Source organism: Collinsella aerofaciens, assembly GCF_015553355.1.
Taxonomy (GTDB): domain Bacteria; phylum Actinomycetota; class Coriobacteriia; order Coriobacteriales; family Coriobacteriaceae; genus Collinsella; species Collinsella aerofaciens_V.
Window position 1 is genome coordinate 20132 of sequence record NZ_JADNGN010000005.1, and the last position, 16305, is coordinate 36436.

Consider the following 16305-nt stretch of genomic DNA (forward strand, 5'->3'; position numbering starts at 1 on the left):
CCGGCGTATGACGTTACGGTGCGGTCGCGCTCAGGTCGAATTGCCCCTGATTGTGGCTGCACGGCGATTATTTCATCTACTCTATCAGGTCGTTGTGGCGCTCGATAGCATCCGCTACCGTACCGCCCTCATCCACAATAAGCGAACGGCGCTTGGGCGAGATGATGCGCTGGGCGGGGTACACGCCGCGGTGGCCGCCGGCGAGATAGCTGATAAAGGCCACGATGACAAAGAACCCGGCTGCCGTGCCGTGGAACAGGTCGATGGCCATCATACAGGTGGTGATAGGCACGTTAAGGCCGGCGCAGAACACGCCGAGCATGCCCAGCGCTGCTAGAAAGCTGGGATCGATTCCGACGAGGCAACCGATCCAGCCGCCGAGCGCCGCACCGATACCAAACAGGGGCGTGACCTCGCCGCCTTGGAAGCCGGCGCCCAGGGTGAGCGCTGTGACGACCAACTTGATGACTGCGTCCGCCAGGGTGGTGTTGCCGGCAAATCCGGCGCCGGAAAGCCACGTGGAAAGGCCGGCGTAGTCCCAGGCGTCGAGGAGGACATAGGCGGCCAAAACCACGAGTGCGCCTATGAGTGCGCGAACGAGGTAATTGGTGATAAAACGACCGTAGAGGCTCTTGACGGTTCGAACCGACCAGGCAAAGAGGCGTGCCGTCAGACCGAAGATGATGGCGCTGATAACAACGATGACAACCGTCCGTGGTGTCATGTTGGGAACGCTGGCGATGACATTCGCTTCGTACTCGGTACCCAGGGCGAGTGATGTAAAGTAGCCGGTAAACGAGGCGACCAGGCAGTAGATGCCCGCGGTGTAGTCGATTTTGCCGATAAAGCACATCTCCATGCCAAAGAACGCGCCGGCAAGGGGCGAACCGAATACGGCGCCAAAGGCCGACGAGATGCCGGCGAGCATGAGGTCGTGGTGGTCATGCTTTTTGAGGTGGGCGAGGCTCGAGATGTTGCTGGCGATGGTGCCGCCAATCTGCACCGCGGCTCCCTCGCGACCGGCCGATCCGCCCGTTAGGTGCGTGAGCGTGGAGCAGACGAAGGTGAGGACGGCCATGCGCATATGGATGAGGCGTGTGCCCAGAGCGGAGTCGATGACCAGGTTGTTACCGCGTTTGGCGGCAAGACCGTGGTTTTTGTACATCCATGCGGTGGCAACGCCCACAACGGGAAGCAGCGCGTAAATCCACGCATGGTGCTCGCGATAATCGGTCGCGATATTCAGCGAGGCCAAAAACGCCCAAGCGGCAACGCCCATGGCGAGCGAGACGATGACGACGAGTGCGAGCAACTTGGCGCTCGCGAGTAGGTTGCGAGCGTTGCGGCGCGTGTCGGCAGCCAAGAGATGCTCAGAGCGGGTGAGCTGATGCCTGCCTGCCGTGATGACGTCGTTCAGGGAGAAAAAACCGCCTTCGTCGAGCGGCTGGGAATGATCCTGCGCTTCGTTTGCGCTTTCGGGTTTGTCGTTATGAGCCATACGTTCCTCTTTTAGGTTGCAACGCAAGCATTATAAAACGCGGTAAACGCGACGAGCCGGTGGGTTGGTTTCCATTCTGTTTCGCGGCCTGCAACCGACAGGTGTATTTGCGGGTGCAGGCCGAGTCGCGGTCGTGCGTCGGGGGATTATACTGAGACAAGCATAAAGAATCGGCGCCCCTGTTGTGCGCCGTGGCATTAAGAGGTGCATATGGCAGAGAAACTCATTCCGCTGGAGGACGCGCAGTCGATTGTTCTGTCGCACGTTGCTCCGACCGATCTCGTCGAGATTCCCGTGTGGCAGGCCGCCGGTCTTCCCTTGGCCGAGGACGCGGTGGCCGATATCGACATCTCGCCGTTTGCCAACAGCGCCATGGACGGGTATGCCGTGCGCGCAGCCGATCTTGCTGCGGCCGCCGGTGACACTCCGGTGACGCTCTCCGTCGTAGGACACGAGGCCGCGGGCCATGTCTTTGAGGGCACAATCGGCGCGGGCGAGACCGTCCGCATCATGACGGGCGCGCCGGTGCCCGAAGGTGCCGATGCCGTGGTGAAGTACGAGATCGTCGACGTACTCGATGGCGATGGCAACGAGGGCTCGCACGTTCGCTTCTCGGCGCCTGCCAAGGTAGGGGAGAACGTTCGCTCTGCCGCCGAGGAGGCCCATGCCGGCGATGTTGTGATGCATGCCGGCGAGGTCGTGGCTCCGGCGGGCGCCGGCTTGCTGGCAAGCGCCGGATACGCGAGCGTGAAGGTACACGCTGCCCCACGTGTGGGCATCATCTCGCTGGGCACGGAACTGGTCGCACCGAGTAAGGTACCGGCGCGCGGTCAGATTCGCGATTCCAACTCCTCGGCGCTGATGGCCGAGGCGCTCGATGCCGGCGCCGAGCCCGTGTTCTACGGTATTGCGCCCGACGATGAGCAGGCGATTGGCGAGCTGGTGCATCGCGCCACGCGAGAGTGCGATTTTGTCATTACGAGCGGCGGCGCCTCGGCGGGCGATTACGACTACGTGACGGCGCTCGTCCGGCGCGAGGGCGTGGTGCTGTTCGATCGCATCTCGATGCGTCCGGGCAAGGCCATCACGTTTGGCTTGCTCGGGGGCAAGCCCTACCTAGGGCTTTCAGGCAATCCGGCCGCGGCGTATGTGGGCTTTGAGATGCTCGCCCGTCCGGCGATTCGCAAGATGCGCGGCTTTGCCGAGGGCGTGCGTCCCGTGCAGCAGGCGACGCTCACGCACGGCGTGAAAAAGCGCCAGGACCGACGCTTCTTCGATCGCGCCACGGTTTTGCGCGACCCCGAGACCAGTGAGCTGTTGGTGACCGAGGCCAAGACGCAGAATTCGGCGCTGCTCGGCACGATGCAGCGGTCCAACTGCCTGCTGCGTATTGACGAAGGACCGTGCGAGCTCAAGGCGGGCGACGTCGTGGATGTCGTGCGTGTCGACCTGCCCGAGGGCACGGTGTTGTAGGAGGAAGACTATGGAGTTGAAGATTTCGATCGTGACGTGCTCGGATACGCGCGATCTTGCTCAGGACGAGGCTGGAGCCGCACTCGAGGAACTTATCGAGGCGCAGGGCTGGACGGTCGCCTCGCATGTGGTCGTGCGCGACGACGCCAGCGAGATCGGTGATGCCATTGTGGAAGCCGCCGATGAGTGCCACGCCAATGTCGTGCTCACCTGTGGCGGCACGGGACTTTCGATGCGCGACGTGACGCCCGAGGCGACGCGTGCCGTCTGCGACCGCGATGTGCCGGGTATTGCAGAGGCAATCCGTGCGTACTCCATGACCAAGACGCGCCGCGCTATGCTCTCGCGCGCCGTGTGCATGCAGCGTGGGCATACGCTTGTCATCAACTTTCCGGGATCCACGAAAGCGGCCCGCGAAAGCTGGGAGGCCGTGAGCGATCAGCTGGAGCATGCGGCCCAAATGACGGCGGGCGGCGGACATACCAAATAAGCGGTTTACCTGCGGCGGGGCGACCTGAACGGCTGCTCCGCCTTTGTTTTCCGCCGAAGCGACGCCGAGGTGTACGGCAACTCGAAACTATATTCTCTAGCGAGAATAATTTCTCATTATCTTTATTCGCGCGGAAGTATAATCTAGTAACAGAATAAAGCCTGCGGCGGGGTGCGCGGGCATAGCGTTCGAAAGGGTTGAATATGTTCGATATGGTTTCACGCCGCGGTTTTGTCTCGCTTTCTGCTGCCGCTGCCGCCGGCCTTGGCCTTGCCGGCTGCTCGGGCAACAAGACGTCCGAGCCCGCTGGTTCCGATGCCGGCTCCGTCAAGTCTTCCTCTAAGAAGAAGGCTGTCGAGCTGCAGGTCTTTGCCGCCAACTCGCTCGAGAAGGCCCTGCCCGAGGTTCAGGAGTTCTACACCGAGCAGACCGGCACCACGTTTGCCGACACGCAGTTTAAGGCGTCTGGCGACCTCGTCGAGCAGATGCGCGCCGGTGCCACGGTCGACGTGCTCATCACCGCTTCCAAGGGCACCATGGATGACGCTGAGACCGCCGAGCTCGTCGACGCCGGCACCCGTGAGGACATGTTCGTCAACGACCTCGTGATTATTCGCGCCGAGGGCTCCGACACCAAGGTTGAGGCCATCGCCGACGTCGCGAATCTGGACGGCAAGATCGCCATCGGCGACGCCAAGACTGTCCCCGCCGGCAAGTACGCCAACCAGGCCCTGGCCTCCGTGGGCCTCTACACCGGTACCGAGGGCGACGACGGCGAGTATGTGCCCGAGATCGCCGACAAGGTGGCCCTGGCCGACAAGGTCGGCACCGCTGCGTCTTACGTCTCTACAGGCGACTGCGTGGCCGGTTTTGTCTACAGCTCCGATATCTTCCGCTACGACGGCATCGAGGAAGCCTTCGTGTGCCCCGAGGATTCGCACAAACCCATCGTGTACCCGGGTGCCGTTGCCGAGAGCTCCGAGCACGCCGACGAGGCCAAGGCGTTCATCGACTTCTGTCTGACCAACAAGAAGGCTCAGAAGATTTGGGCTAAGTACGGCTTTGAGCTTTCCGAGTAGTGCGGCTTGGCGCGATAATTCCATCGTTTTGTGTTTCACTCCGTCCTTGTATTCGCTTGGAGCTTTTCGTGCTTAATAGATTCCGCATGCTTGTCGCCTGTGCTTTGACCTTCGCGCTTTGCTGGGTGCCGGGATTTGCGTTTGCCGGGGACGCCGAGGACGGGGCCCAGGTTGCTGCGACCGCTCATGGGCTTTCCTATGGAATCGAGGGTTTTGAGCGGTTGGCGAAGGGGACCGCTCGTGCCATGGAGGGCCAGCCTGAGGGCTACCGGTTTCCCGTTGACGAGGATGTGGACCTTGTAGTGGCGCCTGCTGCCGATCGCGTTGTGGCGTGGATATCGCCCAAGGCGGTCGAGAAGTATGGATTGGATCCGCAGGACAACGAGTGCGTATCGGGTCTCAAGGCCCTCGTCTGTGACCTCGACAGCGCAAACTGCATGGGAGGTGCGCGGCTGGGGGACGTGGATCTTCCTTGGTATGTCACGGCGGAAACAACGTTTGATGCCGGCGGGTATACCTATGGCTTTGATGAGCGCGGTGCGGATGGGGACCGCTATGTGGTGATTGCATCAGCCTCGGGTGATGCCAAGGGCGGCGCGCGTTGGCTTGATAGCGCTCAAATGGTAGAGGCGTCGTCTGTCATGTTGCGGGATGAGCAAGGGCCCTTGACCTCTCTGGTCTCCTTTTTGGGCGACATCGACTATCGCCCGTTTTGGGTGTCCATTAAAACGAGCGGCCTTGCCCTGGTGATCTCCCTTGCGCTGGGCCTGTTCGCCGCGTGGAAGACTATGGGTACCTCGAGTCGCATCAAGGGCCTGCTCGACTCGGTCTTTACCATCCCTATGGTGCTGCCGCCCACGGTTTGCGGCTTTCTGCTCCTCATGCTGTTTGGTCGATCGACCGGGGTCGGTCGGTGGCTTATCGCGCATGGCATCTCGATCGTCTTTACGTGGCCCGCGGCGGTGATATCCGCCGTGGTGGTGTCGTTTCCCCTGGTCTACCGCACGGCGCTCGGAGCCTTCGAGAGCCTCGACACGCAGATGCTCGACGCCGCGCGAACCTTGGGATGGTCCGAACGTCGCATCTTTGCCAAGCTCATGATGCCGCTTGGCTGGCCCTCGATTGCCGCCGGCACGGTGCTCGCCTTCGCGCGTGCCATGGGCGAGTTTGGCTGCACCCTGTTCTTTGCGGGCAACTACGCCGGCATTACCCAGACCATCCCCATCGCCATCTACTTTGAGTGGATGGGCGGCAACACGTCGGTGGCGCTCTTTTGGGTCATCGTCGTAATCGTGTTCAGTTTCCTGGTCATCCTGTTCATCAATATGTACACCGCTCATTCGCAAAAGTATCGCGAGCGGGGCCTTTCCCGTGCGGAGCGCAAGCGGATCAAAGATCTTGCCGGACAGGGCGATTCGCTCGACCCGGCGGGCGGCGATGCCTTGCGTATCGATCGCGAGGCGCTGGCCGAGCTCATGCGCGATGATGCCGCTTTGCAGGGAGGTCGATAGGCCATGTCGCTCGTTCTGGATATCAAAAAGCGCTATCCCGGGTTTATGCTCGACATGCAGCTTGAGGCCGGCGAGGATCGTGTGGCGCTGCTCGGTGCCTCGGGTTGCGGCAAGAGCTGTACGCTGCGCTGCATCGCCGGCGTGGAGACGCCCGACGAGGGCAAGATCGTCGTCAACGGCGTGACCTTTTTTGACTCGGCGACGGGCATCAACCTGTCGCCCCAGGAGCGAAAATGCGCCCTGCTGTTCCAAAACTATCAGCTGTTTCCCAACATGACGGTGGCCGATAACGTATGCGCCGGTGTAAAGGATGCGGGCGACGCCGCCGCGCGCAAAAAGCTCGCCGAGCGCTATCTGGGCATTTTCGGTCTGTCCGATTTTGCCGACCGCTATCCCGCGCGACTCTCGGGCGGTCAGCAACAACGTGTGGCGCTTGCCCGCATGGTGGCGGCGCATCCGGGCATTTTTATGTTCGACGAGCCCATGAGCGCACTCGATTCCTATCTTAAGAGCGCCCTCGAACAGAACATGCTCGACCTGTTCGATGTATGCAACCGCACCGTGCTCTACGTGAGCCACGACATCGACGAAGCGTGCCGCCTGTGCCAGCGCATCTGCGTGATGCACGACGGGCATGTTGAGGAGATCGGCTCCGTCGAGGACGTGGTCCGCCGTCCGCAGACGCTGGCGGCACTGCGCCTGACGGGCTGCAAGAACACAAGCCGGGCGCGCAAGATCGGCGACGAAGAAGTTGAGGCCCTCGACTGGGGCATGACCTTTAATGTGGGTCGCGAGGTTCCCGATAATGCAGCGTACCTGGGCATTCGCGCGAGTTACTTCCATGTTGATAACCGTGCCGAGCGGGGCCGCAACAGTTACGACTTGCATGTGGCCCGTGTGAGCGATTCGCGTTTTGAGCGGCTGGTGCTGTTGGACGTGCCGCGTATTGATGCGCCCACGCGTTTGCAGTGGAAGGTGAATAAGGTGAGTGTACCCGTGGAAGAGCTGCCGCAGGCGGGTGAGACTCTGCGCATGCATTTTGATGCAAGCAGGATTCATCTCGTTTGCCGATAATGCGGGGGCGATGCGGTCGAGGAGGTAGTCCTCGACCGCTTTGTTTTCACTTCGCCGTTCGCCGATTTCTACATGACTAAACCTTATCTGTCTGATAATTAATTATCAGACAGTGAGATGCTCACATCTCGACGCTGTCGTACGCATGTCGGCGGTGTTCGTCTGGACGACAACCGTTGATATAGTTACCTTCGACGAGAAAAGGAGGGCGCGCTGATGCCGCAGAAGACATATTCGCGTCGCGTTGCGGCGCGCGCCCTGTATATGGCTCGGAGCCGCATATGAGCAGGTATGTTCACGGCTCCGGGAGAGACGACGCGCAACTAAATAATCGACCGCAAAGCAGGTTCCCCAAAATTCCGGGTTTAGGCGCGGCTGGGTTTTCGCCACCCACCGTGCAGCAATACCGTAGCTATTCATTTTTGGTTCGAGAGGGGAACCACCATGGCTGAAGAATTCGATTTCCATCCGATGTGGGAGAGCCTCGGCATGAATCTTGCCGACCACGACATGCTGCTGGGCGCCGTGGGCCAGATGTACGGCGATATGTTCCTGACGCAGAACAATCGCCCCAAGTCCACGTCCTACCTGGATTTTGTCGCCACCAACATCCACAGCGGCCGAATTAAGGAGATGCTCGACAAGAAGGAGGCCGGCGAGGCCACCAAGATTGTTGGCAGCTTCTGCGTCTACGTGCCCGAGGAGATTGTGCTCGCCTGCGACGGTATCCCCGTGGGTCTGTGCTCGGGTGCCGATTGGGCAACCGATAAGGTCGAGGAGCACCTGCCGCGCAACACCTGCCCGCTCATCAAGAGCTTTGCCGGCTTTAAGCTGGGCGAGGTCTGCCCCTACATTGAGTCGAGCGACTTGGTGGTGGGCGAGAACACCTGCGACGGCAAGAAGAAAGCCTACGAGTTCTTTGCCACGCAAAAGAACATGTACGTCATGGATATTCCCAACGTACACGACGAGTCGACGCTCGTGACCTGGAAGGCCGAGGTCAAGAAGCTCGCCGCCAAGATCGAGGAAGAGTGTGGCGTCAAGATTACGCCCGAGCGTCTGAAGGCTGCCATCCACGCCGTCAATGAGAAGCGCCGCGCCCTGCAGCGCCTCGCTGCGACCCGCGCTGCCGACCCTGCGCCCATCAGCGGTCTCGACAGCCTGCTGACCGTTCAGGCCGCCTTTATGGACGACACACCGCGTCTGACCGGAGCCATCAACGATATGGCGGCTGAGTGCGAGCAGCGTGTCGAGGCCGGCGAGGGCGTGGCACCCAAGGGGACCAAGCGCATCCTGTACACCGGTACGCCCATGGCCGTGCCCAACTGGAAGCTGTTCAACCTTATCGAGAAGGCCGGCGGCGTTGTGGTAGGCGAGGAGTCCTGCACGGGCTCGCGCTACTACAAGGACCTGGTCGACGAGTCCGGCGAGACGGTCGACGAGATGCTCGACGCCATCGCCGAGCGCTACTTTAAGATCAACTGCGCTGTCTTTACGCCCAACGACCAGCGTATGAAGGACATTGTCCAGATGGCCAAGGACCTGCATGCCGACGGTATCGTCGACGTGGCCTTGCAGTTCTGCACGCTCTACGAGATGGAGTCGTTTGCCGTGGAGAAGGCCGCCGAGGAGGCCGGCATTCCGTTTATGCACATCACGACCGACTACGCCGGCGAGGATGCAGGCCAACTGCAAACCAGGATCGAGGCTTTCTTGGAAACCATTTAGGGCTATCCGTCTCGGCGGCTTCCCCAGGCACCCGATCTTGCCGTTCTAACTGTCGCTTGCGTACCAAAGTACGCGGCGCTCCTCTTTCACGGCAACCTCGAGCACCTGGGAAAGCCGTTTCCTTGGTTGGTTAAAAGGTTTGTTAAGGAGCTATATGTCGGAATATATTGAGCAGCCGTTGCCGTCCACGTTTGAGGAGTTCAACGAGCAGCACAAGGCGGCGTTTATTCGCGTCAAGGATTATAAGCAGGCGGGTAATCGCCTGGTCGGCTTTTTGTGCAGCTACACGCCGCTCGAGATTATCGATGCCGCGGGCGCTGCAAGTGTGGCCTTGTGCGGCACATCCGACGAGGTGATTCCCGAGGCCGAGAAGGTGCTGCCGGCAAACCTCTGCCCGCTCATCAAGTCGACCTACGGTTTTGCCTACTCGCAAAAGTGCCCGTTTACGTACTTTAGCGACATGATCATCGGCGAGACCACCTGCGACGGCAAGAAGAAGATGTACGAGCTACTCAACGAGCTCAAGCGCACGCACATTCTGCATCTTCCGCAGGGTCGCGATCGCGCCTACGAGCGCGAAGGCTGGTACGAGGAGTGCCGCCTGCTCAAGGAGGAGCTCGAGGGCTTCTACGGCATCACGATTACCGACGATGACCTGCGTGCTGCCGTCCGTCGTCGCAACCGCTTGCGTGCGGCTCAGCTCAAGATGTTTGCGCTGCAGGCCAACCAGCCGGCGGCCATGAGCGGCGTCGACTTGATGAGCACTATGTTTGCCGGTACGTTCAGCTTTGATATCGAGGCCTATACGCAGCAGCTGGAGCAAAAGGTCGCCAAGCTGCGCGAGGCCTACGACGCGGGCGAGCGCCCGGTTGCGGCGGACGCCAAGCGCATTCTGATCACCGGTTGCCCGGTGGGCGGTGTGATCAACAAGATCGGCCGCACCATCGAGTCCAACGGCGGCGTGGTCGTGTGCATGGACGACTGCTCGGGCGAGCGCACGGCGGCCATGATGATCGACCCGGAGGCTCCCGACATCTTGCGCGCCATCGCCGACCGCTACCTGGACATTAACTGCTCGGTCATGACGCCCAACGACGGTCGTATGGAAAACACGCTGGCCATGTGCGAGAAGTACCATGTCGATGGCGTGGTAGAGAGCGTGCTGCAGGCCTGCCACACCTTTAACGTTGAGAGCGCACGCATGCAGGAGGCCGTCGAGGGTGCGGATATTCCGTACATGAAGATCGAGACCGACTACAGCAACGGCGACATGGGCCAGATCGAGACGCGCATCGCCGCCTTTATCGAGACGCTCTAGCTTCCCCAGGCATGGGATCTTGCTCCTCAAACCGTCGCTTGCGTACCCAAAGTACGCTGCGCTCCTCTTTTGGGGCAATCTCCGGCACCTGAGAAACCTAGAGCTAAGGCGCCTGAACACGCCGTTACCTTTGATGTTTAGATTGGGAGAGAGCCATGATAGGGATCGGGATCGATATCGGGTCTACGGCGGCTAAGGCTGCTGTGGTCGATGGGGAGGGTTCGGTGGCGTGGACGTGCGTGCAGCCAACCGGGTTCTCCTCGGTCGATGCTTCCGAGCGGCTGCGCGAGGCACTGGCAGCGGCCGGCTATGACGTGACGGGCGACGATGTGCGCGTGATCGCGACCGGCTACGGTCGTGTCGCCGTGCCCTATGCACACAAGGTCGTGACCGAGATCTCCTGCCACGGCACCGGTGCCGTGTGCCTGTTTGGCGACCACGGCACCGTGATCGACGTGGGCGGCCAGGACACCAAGGTCATTCAGCTTAAAAGTGGCCGCGTGTCCAAGTTTGCCATGAACGACAAGTGCGCTGCCGGCACGGGGCGCTTTTTGGAGATCATGGCCGATCGCCTGGGCATTTCCCAGCAGCAGATGGCCGATCTGGCGCGTTCCGGCGAGCCCACCAAGATCAGCAGCATGTGCACGGTGTTTGCCGAAAGCGAGGTCATCAGCCTGATCGGTCGCGGTGAGCCGCGCGAGAACATTGCGCGTGGCGTGATCGACAGCGTGGTCTCGCGCGTGGCGACCATGGCCGGGCAGGCCGCGGGCGCCCCGTACTACCTGACCGGTGGCCTGTGCGAGAACGCCTTCGTGGTGGAGCGGTTGGGCGAGCTGCTGGGGTCGCCGGTGACCACCTCGCCCCAGGCTCGCTTTGCCGGTGCCATCGGCGCGGCGATTCGCGCACAGGCGCTCAATTAATGCATCCGCCGCAGGCTCGCATTCATGCGTATACTGGGAGAAAATGATTGACCGATGAGAGGAGGTATCGATGGCTGACGATCAGATTAAGCTCACGTCTATGACGGCCGCGAGCGGTTGAGCCGCTAAGTTGGCTCCCGGAGCCCTCGCCCAGGTCCTGGGCGACTTGCCCAATGTGCATAACGACAACCTGCTCGTGGGGTTCGATACCTCCGACGATGCGAGCGTCTTTCGCGTAGGGGAGAACCTGGGGCTCGTGCAGTCCATCGACTTCTTTCCGCCGATGGTCGACGACCCGTTTCTGTTTGGCCAGATTGCCGCAGCCAACTCGCTGTCGGACATCTACGCCATGGGCGGGCGGCCGAGCCATGCTATGAACCTGCTCTGCATACCCAGTTGTCTGGGCGTTGAAGTTGCCGGTCAGATTCTGGCGGGCGGCGCCGACAAGTGCGTCGAGGCGGGTTGCTCCATCGCGGGCGGCCACACCATCAACGACGACGAGCCCAAGTACGGGCTGTCCGTGAGCGGTTTTGTCGCGCTCGACCGCATGCTCGCCAACAGCGGCGCACGCGCAGGCGATGTTCTGCTGCTGACCAAGGCGATCGGCTCGGGCATCATCACCACGGCCATTAAGGGCGAGCTCATCGAGCAGGACGAGGCCGCAGCCATGTTTGACTCGATGCGCACCCTCAACGAGGCGCCGATTCGTCTGGCCGAGGGGCTTGAGCTTCACGGCTGCACCGACATTACGGGCTTTGGCCTGATCGGGCACGCGTGCGAGATGGCCGAGGGCTCGGGCGTGCAGGTTGAGCTTGCGTCGGGGGCGGTGCCGCTCTTTGACCAGGTGCTCGACATGGCGCGTCTGGGCATTATCCCCGCGGGCTCCTACCGCAACCAGGACTTCTTTGGCCCGCGCGTGACGGCTGACGATGACCTGGAGCCGGGCATGCTCTACGCGCTGTACGATCCGCAGACGTCTGGCGGCCTGCTTATCGCGGCACCTGCTGCCGATGTGGATGAGCTTGCGCGCCGCCTGGATGCCGAGGGGCGCGTTGCCGCCACAATCGGCCGCGTGTGCGAGCCGGTGCCGGGCGGTCCTGCCGTTCGCGTTGTTCGCTAGCCCGCACGTTTATGTAACTGTTTACCGTTCTCTAGAACGGTTCTTTCGAAAGGATTTTGCTATGTCTACCAAAATTGAAGTCAATGCCATGGGCGATGCCTGCCCGCTGCCCGTCGTCAAGACGCTCAAAGCCCTGAAGCAGCTTGAAGGCGAGGGTGCCGTCGTGACCTCGGTCGACAACGAGACCGCCGTCAAGAACATCTCCAAGATGGCGCAGGAGAAGGGCTGTACGGCCTCGGTCGAGAAGGTTTCTGACGCCGAGTGGCACGTGACCGTGGCGGCCTCTGGCGCCGTTGCCGTGGCCGATCCCGAGCAGGACGGTGCCGCTTTCTGCGACGCCAGCGCCGGCAAGGGTAAACTCGTCATTTCCGTCTACACCGACTGCATGGGCCGCGGCGACGACGAGCTGGGCCACAAGCTCATGAAGGCCTTTATCTTTGCCGTGACGCAGCAGGAGGAGCTGCCCGCGACCATGCTGTTCTACAACGGCGGCGCCAAGCTCACCGTCGAGGGTTCGCCGGTGCTCGATGACCTGAAGGGGCTGGCGGAGCAGGGTGTCGAGATTCTCACCTGCGGTACCTGCCTGGACCACTATGGCATTAAAGACCAGCTTGCGGTGGGCGAGGTCACCAACATGTACGTGATCGTGGAGAAGATGGAGCAGGCCGTGCGCGTCGTGCGCCCGTAGCGTATTGGTTGGAGTTGCCATGAGGGAGAAGCGCCCGGCGCTTGTCATCACGTTTCCCACCACGGCGGCCGCCATGGGCTGCGAATCCCTGTGCATTGAGCGCGGCCTTCCCGGGCGAACGATTCCCGTGCCAGGGGAGGTCGCTGCCGGCTGTGGTCTGGCGTGGAAAGCGTTGCCTGCCGATGAGGAGCTGCTGCGCGGCGAACTCGCCGCGGCGGGCGTTCCCACCGAGGGCTATACCGTGATTGATATGTGGGAGGTCGTGCGATGATCTACCTGGATAACGCGGCGACGACCATGCACAAGCCGCAGACGGTGATCGATGCCGTGACGCAGGCGATGTGCTCGCTCGGCAATGCCGGGCGTGGCGCCACGTCGGGTGCCCTCGATGCCGCTCGTACGATTCATGCTTGCCGTGCCAAGCTTGCGCGCTTGCTGGGCTGCCCGAGGGCGGACCATGTTTGTTTTACGCCCAACTCCACGGCGGCGCTCAACACGGCGATTAACGGCGTGGTGCGTCCCGGCGACCGCGTGGTCACAACGGTGCTTGAGCACAACTCCGTGCTGCGCCCGCTCAACCGCCTGACGGCAGAGCGGGGCGTGACCGTTGAGCATGCGGGCTGCGACGCGAACGGCCTGCTCGACTACGACGAGCTCGAGCGGCTGGTGACGCCTGGCACGCGTGCCGTGGTGGTGACGCACGCCTCCAATGTGACCGGCAACTCCGTTGATGTTGCACGTGTGGCGGCTGTGGCTCATGCGGCCGGCGCGCTCGTGATTGTCGATGCCTCGCAGTCTGCCGGCACGGCGCATATCGATATGCAGGACATGGGGCTCGACGTCGTGTGCTTTACCGGCCACAAGGGGCTCATGGGACCCCAAGGCACCGGCGGCCTTGCCGTTGCGGAGGGCATTGACGTTGCGCCGTGGGCCATGGGTGGCACGGGTGTGCACAGTTTCGATGCGTTGCAGCCGCTTGAGTGGCCCACGCGCCTTGAGGCGGGCACGCTCAACGGTCACGGCATCGCGGGCCTTTCTGCCGGTCTCGACTTTATCGAGGCCCAGGGTGGGGCCGAGGCGATTGCGGCGCGTGAGCGCGCGCTTGCCGAGCGTTTCCTCGCCGGCGTGCGCGAGATTCCGGGGATTAAGCTCTATGGTGCCTTTGACCAGCCGATGCGCTCTGCGATTGCGTCGCTCAACGTGGGCGATATCGACTCTGCCGAGATCTCGGACGCGCTCATGCAAGGGTGGGGGATTGCGACGCGCCCCGGCGCCCATTGCGCTCCGCTCATGCACCGCGCGCTGGGGACCGAGCGCCAGGGTATCGTTCGCTTCTCGTTTGGGTATTTCAACACTACCGAAGAAGTTGACACGGCTATCGATGCTCTATGCGATTTAGCCTGCTAAAGCTGCTAGACCGTTTATACTTGCGGGACGGGTGTTTTTGCCCGTCCCGTTTTTGTTTCGACCCGAAAGGTGTGCATATGGCCTCATCCGCCCCGCGTGGTCTACGCTCCGATCATGTCGTTACCGTTGGCATCGCCCTGTTCTCGATGCTCTTCGGCGCCGGCAACCTCATTATTCCGCCGCTGCTGGCGCTCCAGGCAGGTTCTGCCACGCCGGTCGCCATGCTCGGCTTTCTGATTGCCGCCATCGGTCTGCCCGTCATGGGATTTATTGCCGTCGCGCTCGCCGGCACGGCCCGCGAGCTGGCCGGGCGCGTGCATCCTAAGTTTGGTGAATTCTTCGTTGCGGCGGTCTACCTGGCCATCGGTCCGTGCCTGGCCATTCCGCGCACAAGCTCTACGGCGTTCGAGATGCTAGTGCCGCTGCTGCCCGAGGGCGTCTCGCTCGGCACGGCTCGCCTGGTGTTTGCCGTCGGCTTCTTTGTCGTCGCGTTTGTGCTTACGCTGCGCCCGGGGGTCATCACACGCGTACTCGGTCGCATTACGGGCCCCGCGCTCATCGCGCTCATCGTGCTGGTCGTGGGTGCTGCCGTGATCTCGCCGCTGGGACCGGCTGCTGCCCCGCAAGCTCCCTATGATGCCGGCGCTGCGGTTCAAGGCTTCTTGACCGGCTACCAGACCATGGACCTGCTTGCGTCGCTCGCCTTCGGCATCATCATCGCCGAGACCATCCACGAGTTGGGTGTTACCGATGACAAACGCGTGGCCTTCGAGATTTCGCGTTCCGGTGTGATCGCCGGCGTGCTCATGGCCATCATCTATTGCGGCCTGGCGCTTGCCGGCATGCAGCTCGGCACGGTTATGCCCGATGCCACCAATGGCGCCGCCATCCTTGCCCGCTCTGCCTCCATGCACTTTGGCCTTGCCGGCACGGTTGTGGTATTTGCGATTTTCTTTCTCGCCTGCATGAACGTGTGCATCGGCCTCATCAGCTGCTGCTCGCGTTACTTCTGCGAGACGTATGTGGTCGAAGGGGGAGCGGAGGCCTCCGAGGAGGCCATACGCCGTCCCTTTGCGATTCTCGCCTTTGTGTTCGCAGCGTTTTCGTGCGTGCTCTCCAATGTGGGCCTCGACGTGATTCTTATGTTCTCGGTGCCCATGCTCAACGCCTTGTATCCCGTTGCCATCGTGCTGGTACTGATGGGCCTGGTGCACGGCTTTTGCGACGCTCATCCGCAGGTGTGGGTATGGGTCGGCGGCGCGGTTGCCGTGCAGAGCGTGATCACCTCGGTCCGCGATGCGTTCTTTGGGGGCACGTGGCTGCCCTTTGATGCGCTTCCCCTGGCAGATATCGGCGCCGCGTGGGCGCCGGTCGCCGTGGTGGCGTTTGTGATCGGTCTGCTCCACAGCCGGTTTGTCGCACATTCGAGGAGCTAGGGTTTCTGCGCTTGCACAGGCGGGGAGTCTCCCCTATAATTTCCTTCGCTTTGGGACACGCAAGGTTTAGACCTTAGCTGCTCAACACCTTCGGGACGTGGCGCAGTTTGGTAGCGCGCCTGCTTTGGGAGCAGGATGTCGCAGGTTCAAATCCTGTCGTCCCGACCATATCTTGCGGGCGTAGTTCAATGGTAGAACCCCAGCCTTCCAAGCTGATGACGCGGGTTCGATTCCCGTCGCCCGCTCCATAGGATAGTTTTAACGGCTTTGGCTCCATTTGGTGCCAGAGCCGTTTTCATAAGCGTGCCGGGCGACGGGAATCGAACCCGGCAGGGTGCGAAGCTGAGAAAATGCGTGAGCATTTTCCAGCGCAGCACGCAAGGGCCAATGGCCCGCAGCGAAACAAGGGTTTGCGAAGCAAACCCTTGGACTTCCCGTCGCCCGCTCCATAAGATAGACGAATGGCTCTGGTTCCTTTTGGGACCAGAGCCATTTTCGTAAGTGTACGGGGTGACGGGAATCGATGCCGCCTCGCACCCCACCTAAGTTGCGGTTAAATACGG

At 61.8% G+C, this 16305-nt stretch carries 14 protein-coding genes and 2 tRNA genes; 15 read left to right on the forward strand and 1 reads right to left on the reverse strand.

Annotated elements, in window-relative coordinates; translation table 11 throughout:
- Window positions 1-76: 76 nt before the first annotated feature.
- Window positions 77-1498, reverse strand: coding sequence for a chloride channel protein (locus tag I2D57_RS02465; protein WP_195361342.1), 1422 nt, complete (start codon window positions 1496-1498; stop codon window positions 77-79).
- 210 nt (window positions 1499-1708) lie between these two features.
- On the opposite strand from I2D57_RS02465, the gene I2D57_RS02470 reads away from it, so the two are divergent.
- From I2D57_RS02470 to I2D57_RS02540, 15 genes are all read left to right on the forward strand, one after another.
- A complete protein-coding gene (locus I2D57_RS02470; RefSeq protein ID WP_195361343.1) occupies window positions 1709-2971 on the forward strand; it encodes a molybdopterin molybdotransferase MoeA in 1263 nt (420 codons plus the stop codon).
- A 10-nt stretch (window positions 2972-2981) separates the two neighbouring features.
- Window positions 2982-3461, forward strand: a complete 480-nt coding sequence (locus I2D57_RS02475; protein WP_195361344.1) for a MogA/MoaB family molybdenum cofactor biosynthesis protein — start codon at window positions 2982-2984, stop codon at window positions 3459-3461.
- A gap of 203 nt (window positions 3462-3664) precedes the next feature.
- On the forward strand, window positions 3665-4540 hold the full coding sequence (modA, locus tag I2D57_RS02480) for a molybdate ABC transporter substrate-binding protein (protein ID WP_195361345.1): 876 nt from the start codon (window positions 3665-3667) through the stop codon (window positions 4538-4540).
- 68 nt (window positions 4541-4608) lie between these two features.
- A complete protein-coding gene (gene modB, locus I2D57_RS02485) occupies window positions 4609-6051 on the forward strand; it encodes a molybdate ABC transporter permease subunit (RefSeq protein WP_271748342.1) in 1443 nt (480 codons plus the stop codon).
- Between the two features lie 3 nt (window positions 6052-6054).
- Entirely contained in the window at window positions 6055-7125 is a 1071-nt protein-coding gene (locus I2D57_RS02490; protein WP_195361346.1) for a sulfate/molybdate ABC transporter ATP-binding protein, read from the forward strand.
- Between the two features lie 444 nt (window positions 7126-7569).
- On the forward strand, window positions 7570-8853 hold the full coding sequence (locus I2D57_RS02495) for a double-cubane-cluster-containing anaerobic reductase (protein ID WP_117637556.1): 1284 nt from the start codon (window positions 7570-7572) through the stop codon (window positions 8851-8853).
- A 154-nt stretch (window positions 8854-9007) separates the two neighbouring features.
- Window positions 9008-10171 (forward strand): double-cubane-cluster-containing anaerobic reductase, encoded by a 1164-nt coding sequence (locus I2D57_RS02500; protein WP_195361347.1) that lies wholly within the window; start codon window positions 9008-9010, stop codon window positions 10169-10171.
- A gap of 155 nt (window positions 10172-10326) precedes the next feature.
- Entirely contained in the window at window positions 10327-11091 is a 765-nt protein-coding gene (locus tag I2D57_RS02505) for an acyl-CoA dehydratase activase (protein ID WP_195361348.1), read from the forward strand.
- A 70-nt stretch (window positions 11092-11161) separates the two neighbouring features.
- Window positions 11162-12211, forward strand: a complete 1050-nt coding sequence (gene selD, locus I2D57_RS02510) for a selenide, water dikinase SelD (RefSeq protein WP_195361349.1) — start codon at window positions 11162-11164, stop codon at window positions 12209-12211.
- Between the two features lie 61 nt (window positions 12212-12272).
- On the forward strand, window positions 12273-12899 hold the full coding sequence (yedF, locus tag I2D57_RS02515) for a sulfurtransferase-like selenium metabolism protein YedF (RefSeq protein ID WP_195361350.1): 627 nt from the start codon (window positions 12273-12275) through the stop codon (window positions 12897-12899).
- A gap of 19 nt (window positions 12900-12918) precedes the next feature.
- Window positions 12919-13170, forward strand: coding sequence for a DUF3343 domain-containing protein (locus I2D57_RS02520; protein ID WP_022095212.1), 252 nt, complete (start codon window positions 12919-12921; stop codon window positions 13168-13170).
- Window positions 13167-14306, forward strand: a complete 1140-nt coding sequence (locus I2D57_RS02525) for an aminotransferase class V-fold PLP-dependent enzyme (RefSeq protein ID WP_195361351.1) — start codon at window positions 13167-13169, stop codon at window positions 14304-14306. Before I2D57_RS02520 ends, I2D57_RS02525 begins: the two co-directional genes overlap by 4 nt.
- Window positions 14307-14383: 77 nt before the next feature.
- A complete protein-coding gene (gene brnQ, locus I2D57_RS02530; protein WP_195361352.1) occupies window positions 14384-15742 on the forward strand; it encodes a branched-chain amino acid transport system II carrier protein in 1359 nt (452 codons plus the stop codon).
- A gap of 91 nt (window positions 15743-15833) precedes the next feature.
- Window positions 15834-15910: transfer RNA gene (locus tag I2D57_RS02535), tRNA-Pro, on the forward strand.
- 6 nt (window positions 15911-15916) lie between these two features.
- Window positions 15917-15990 (forward strand) — tRNA-Gly (locus I2D57_RS02540).
- Window positions 15991-16305: the final 315 nt, after the last annotated feature.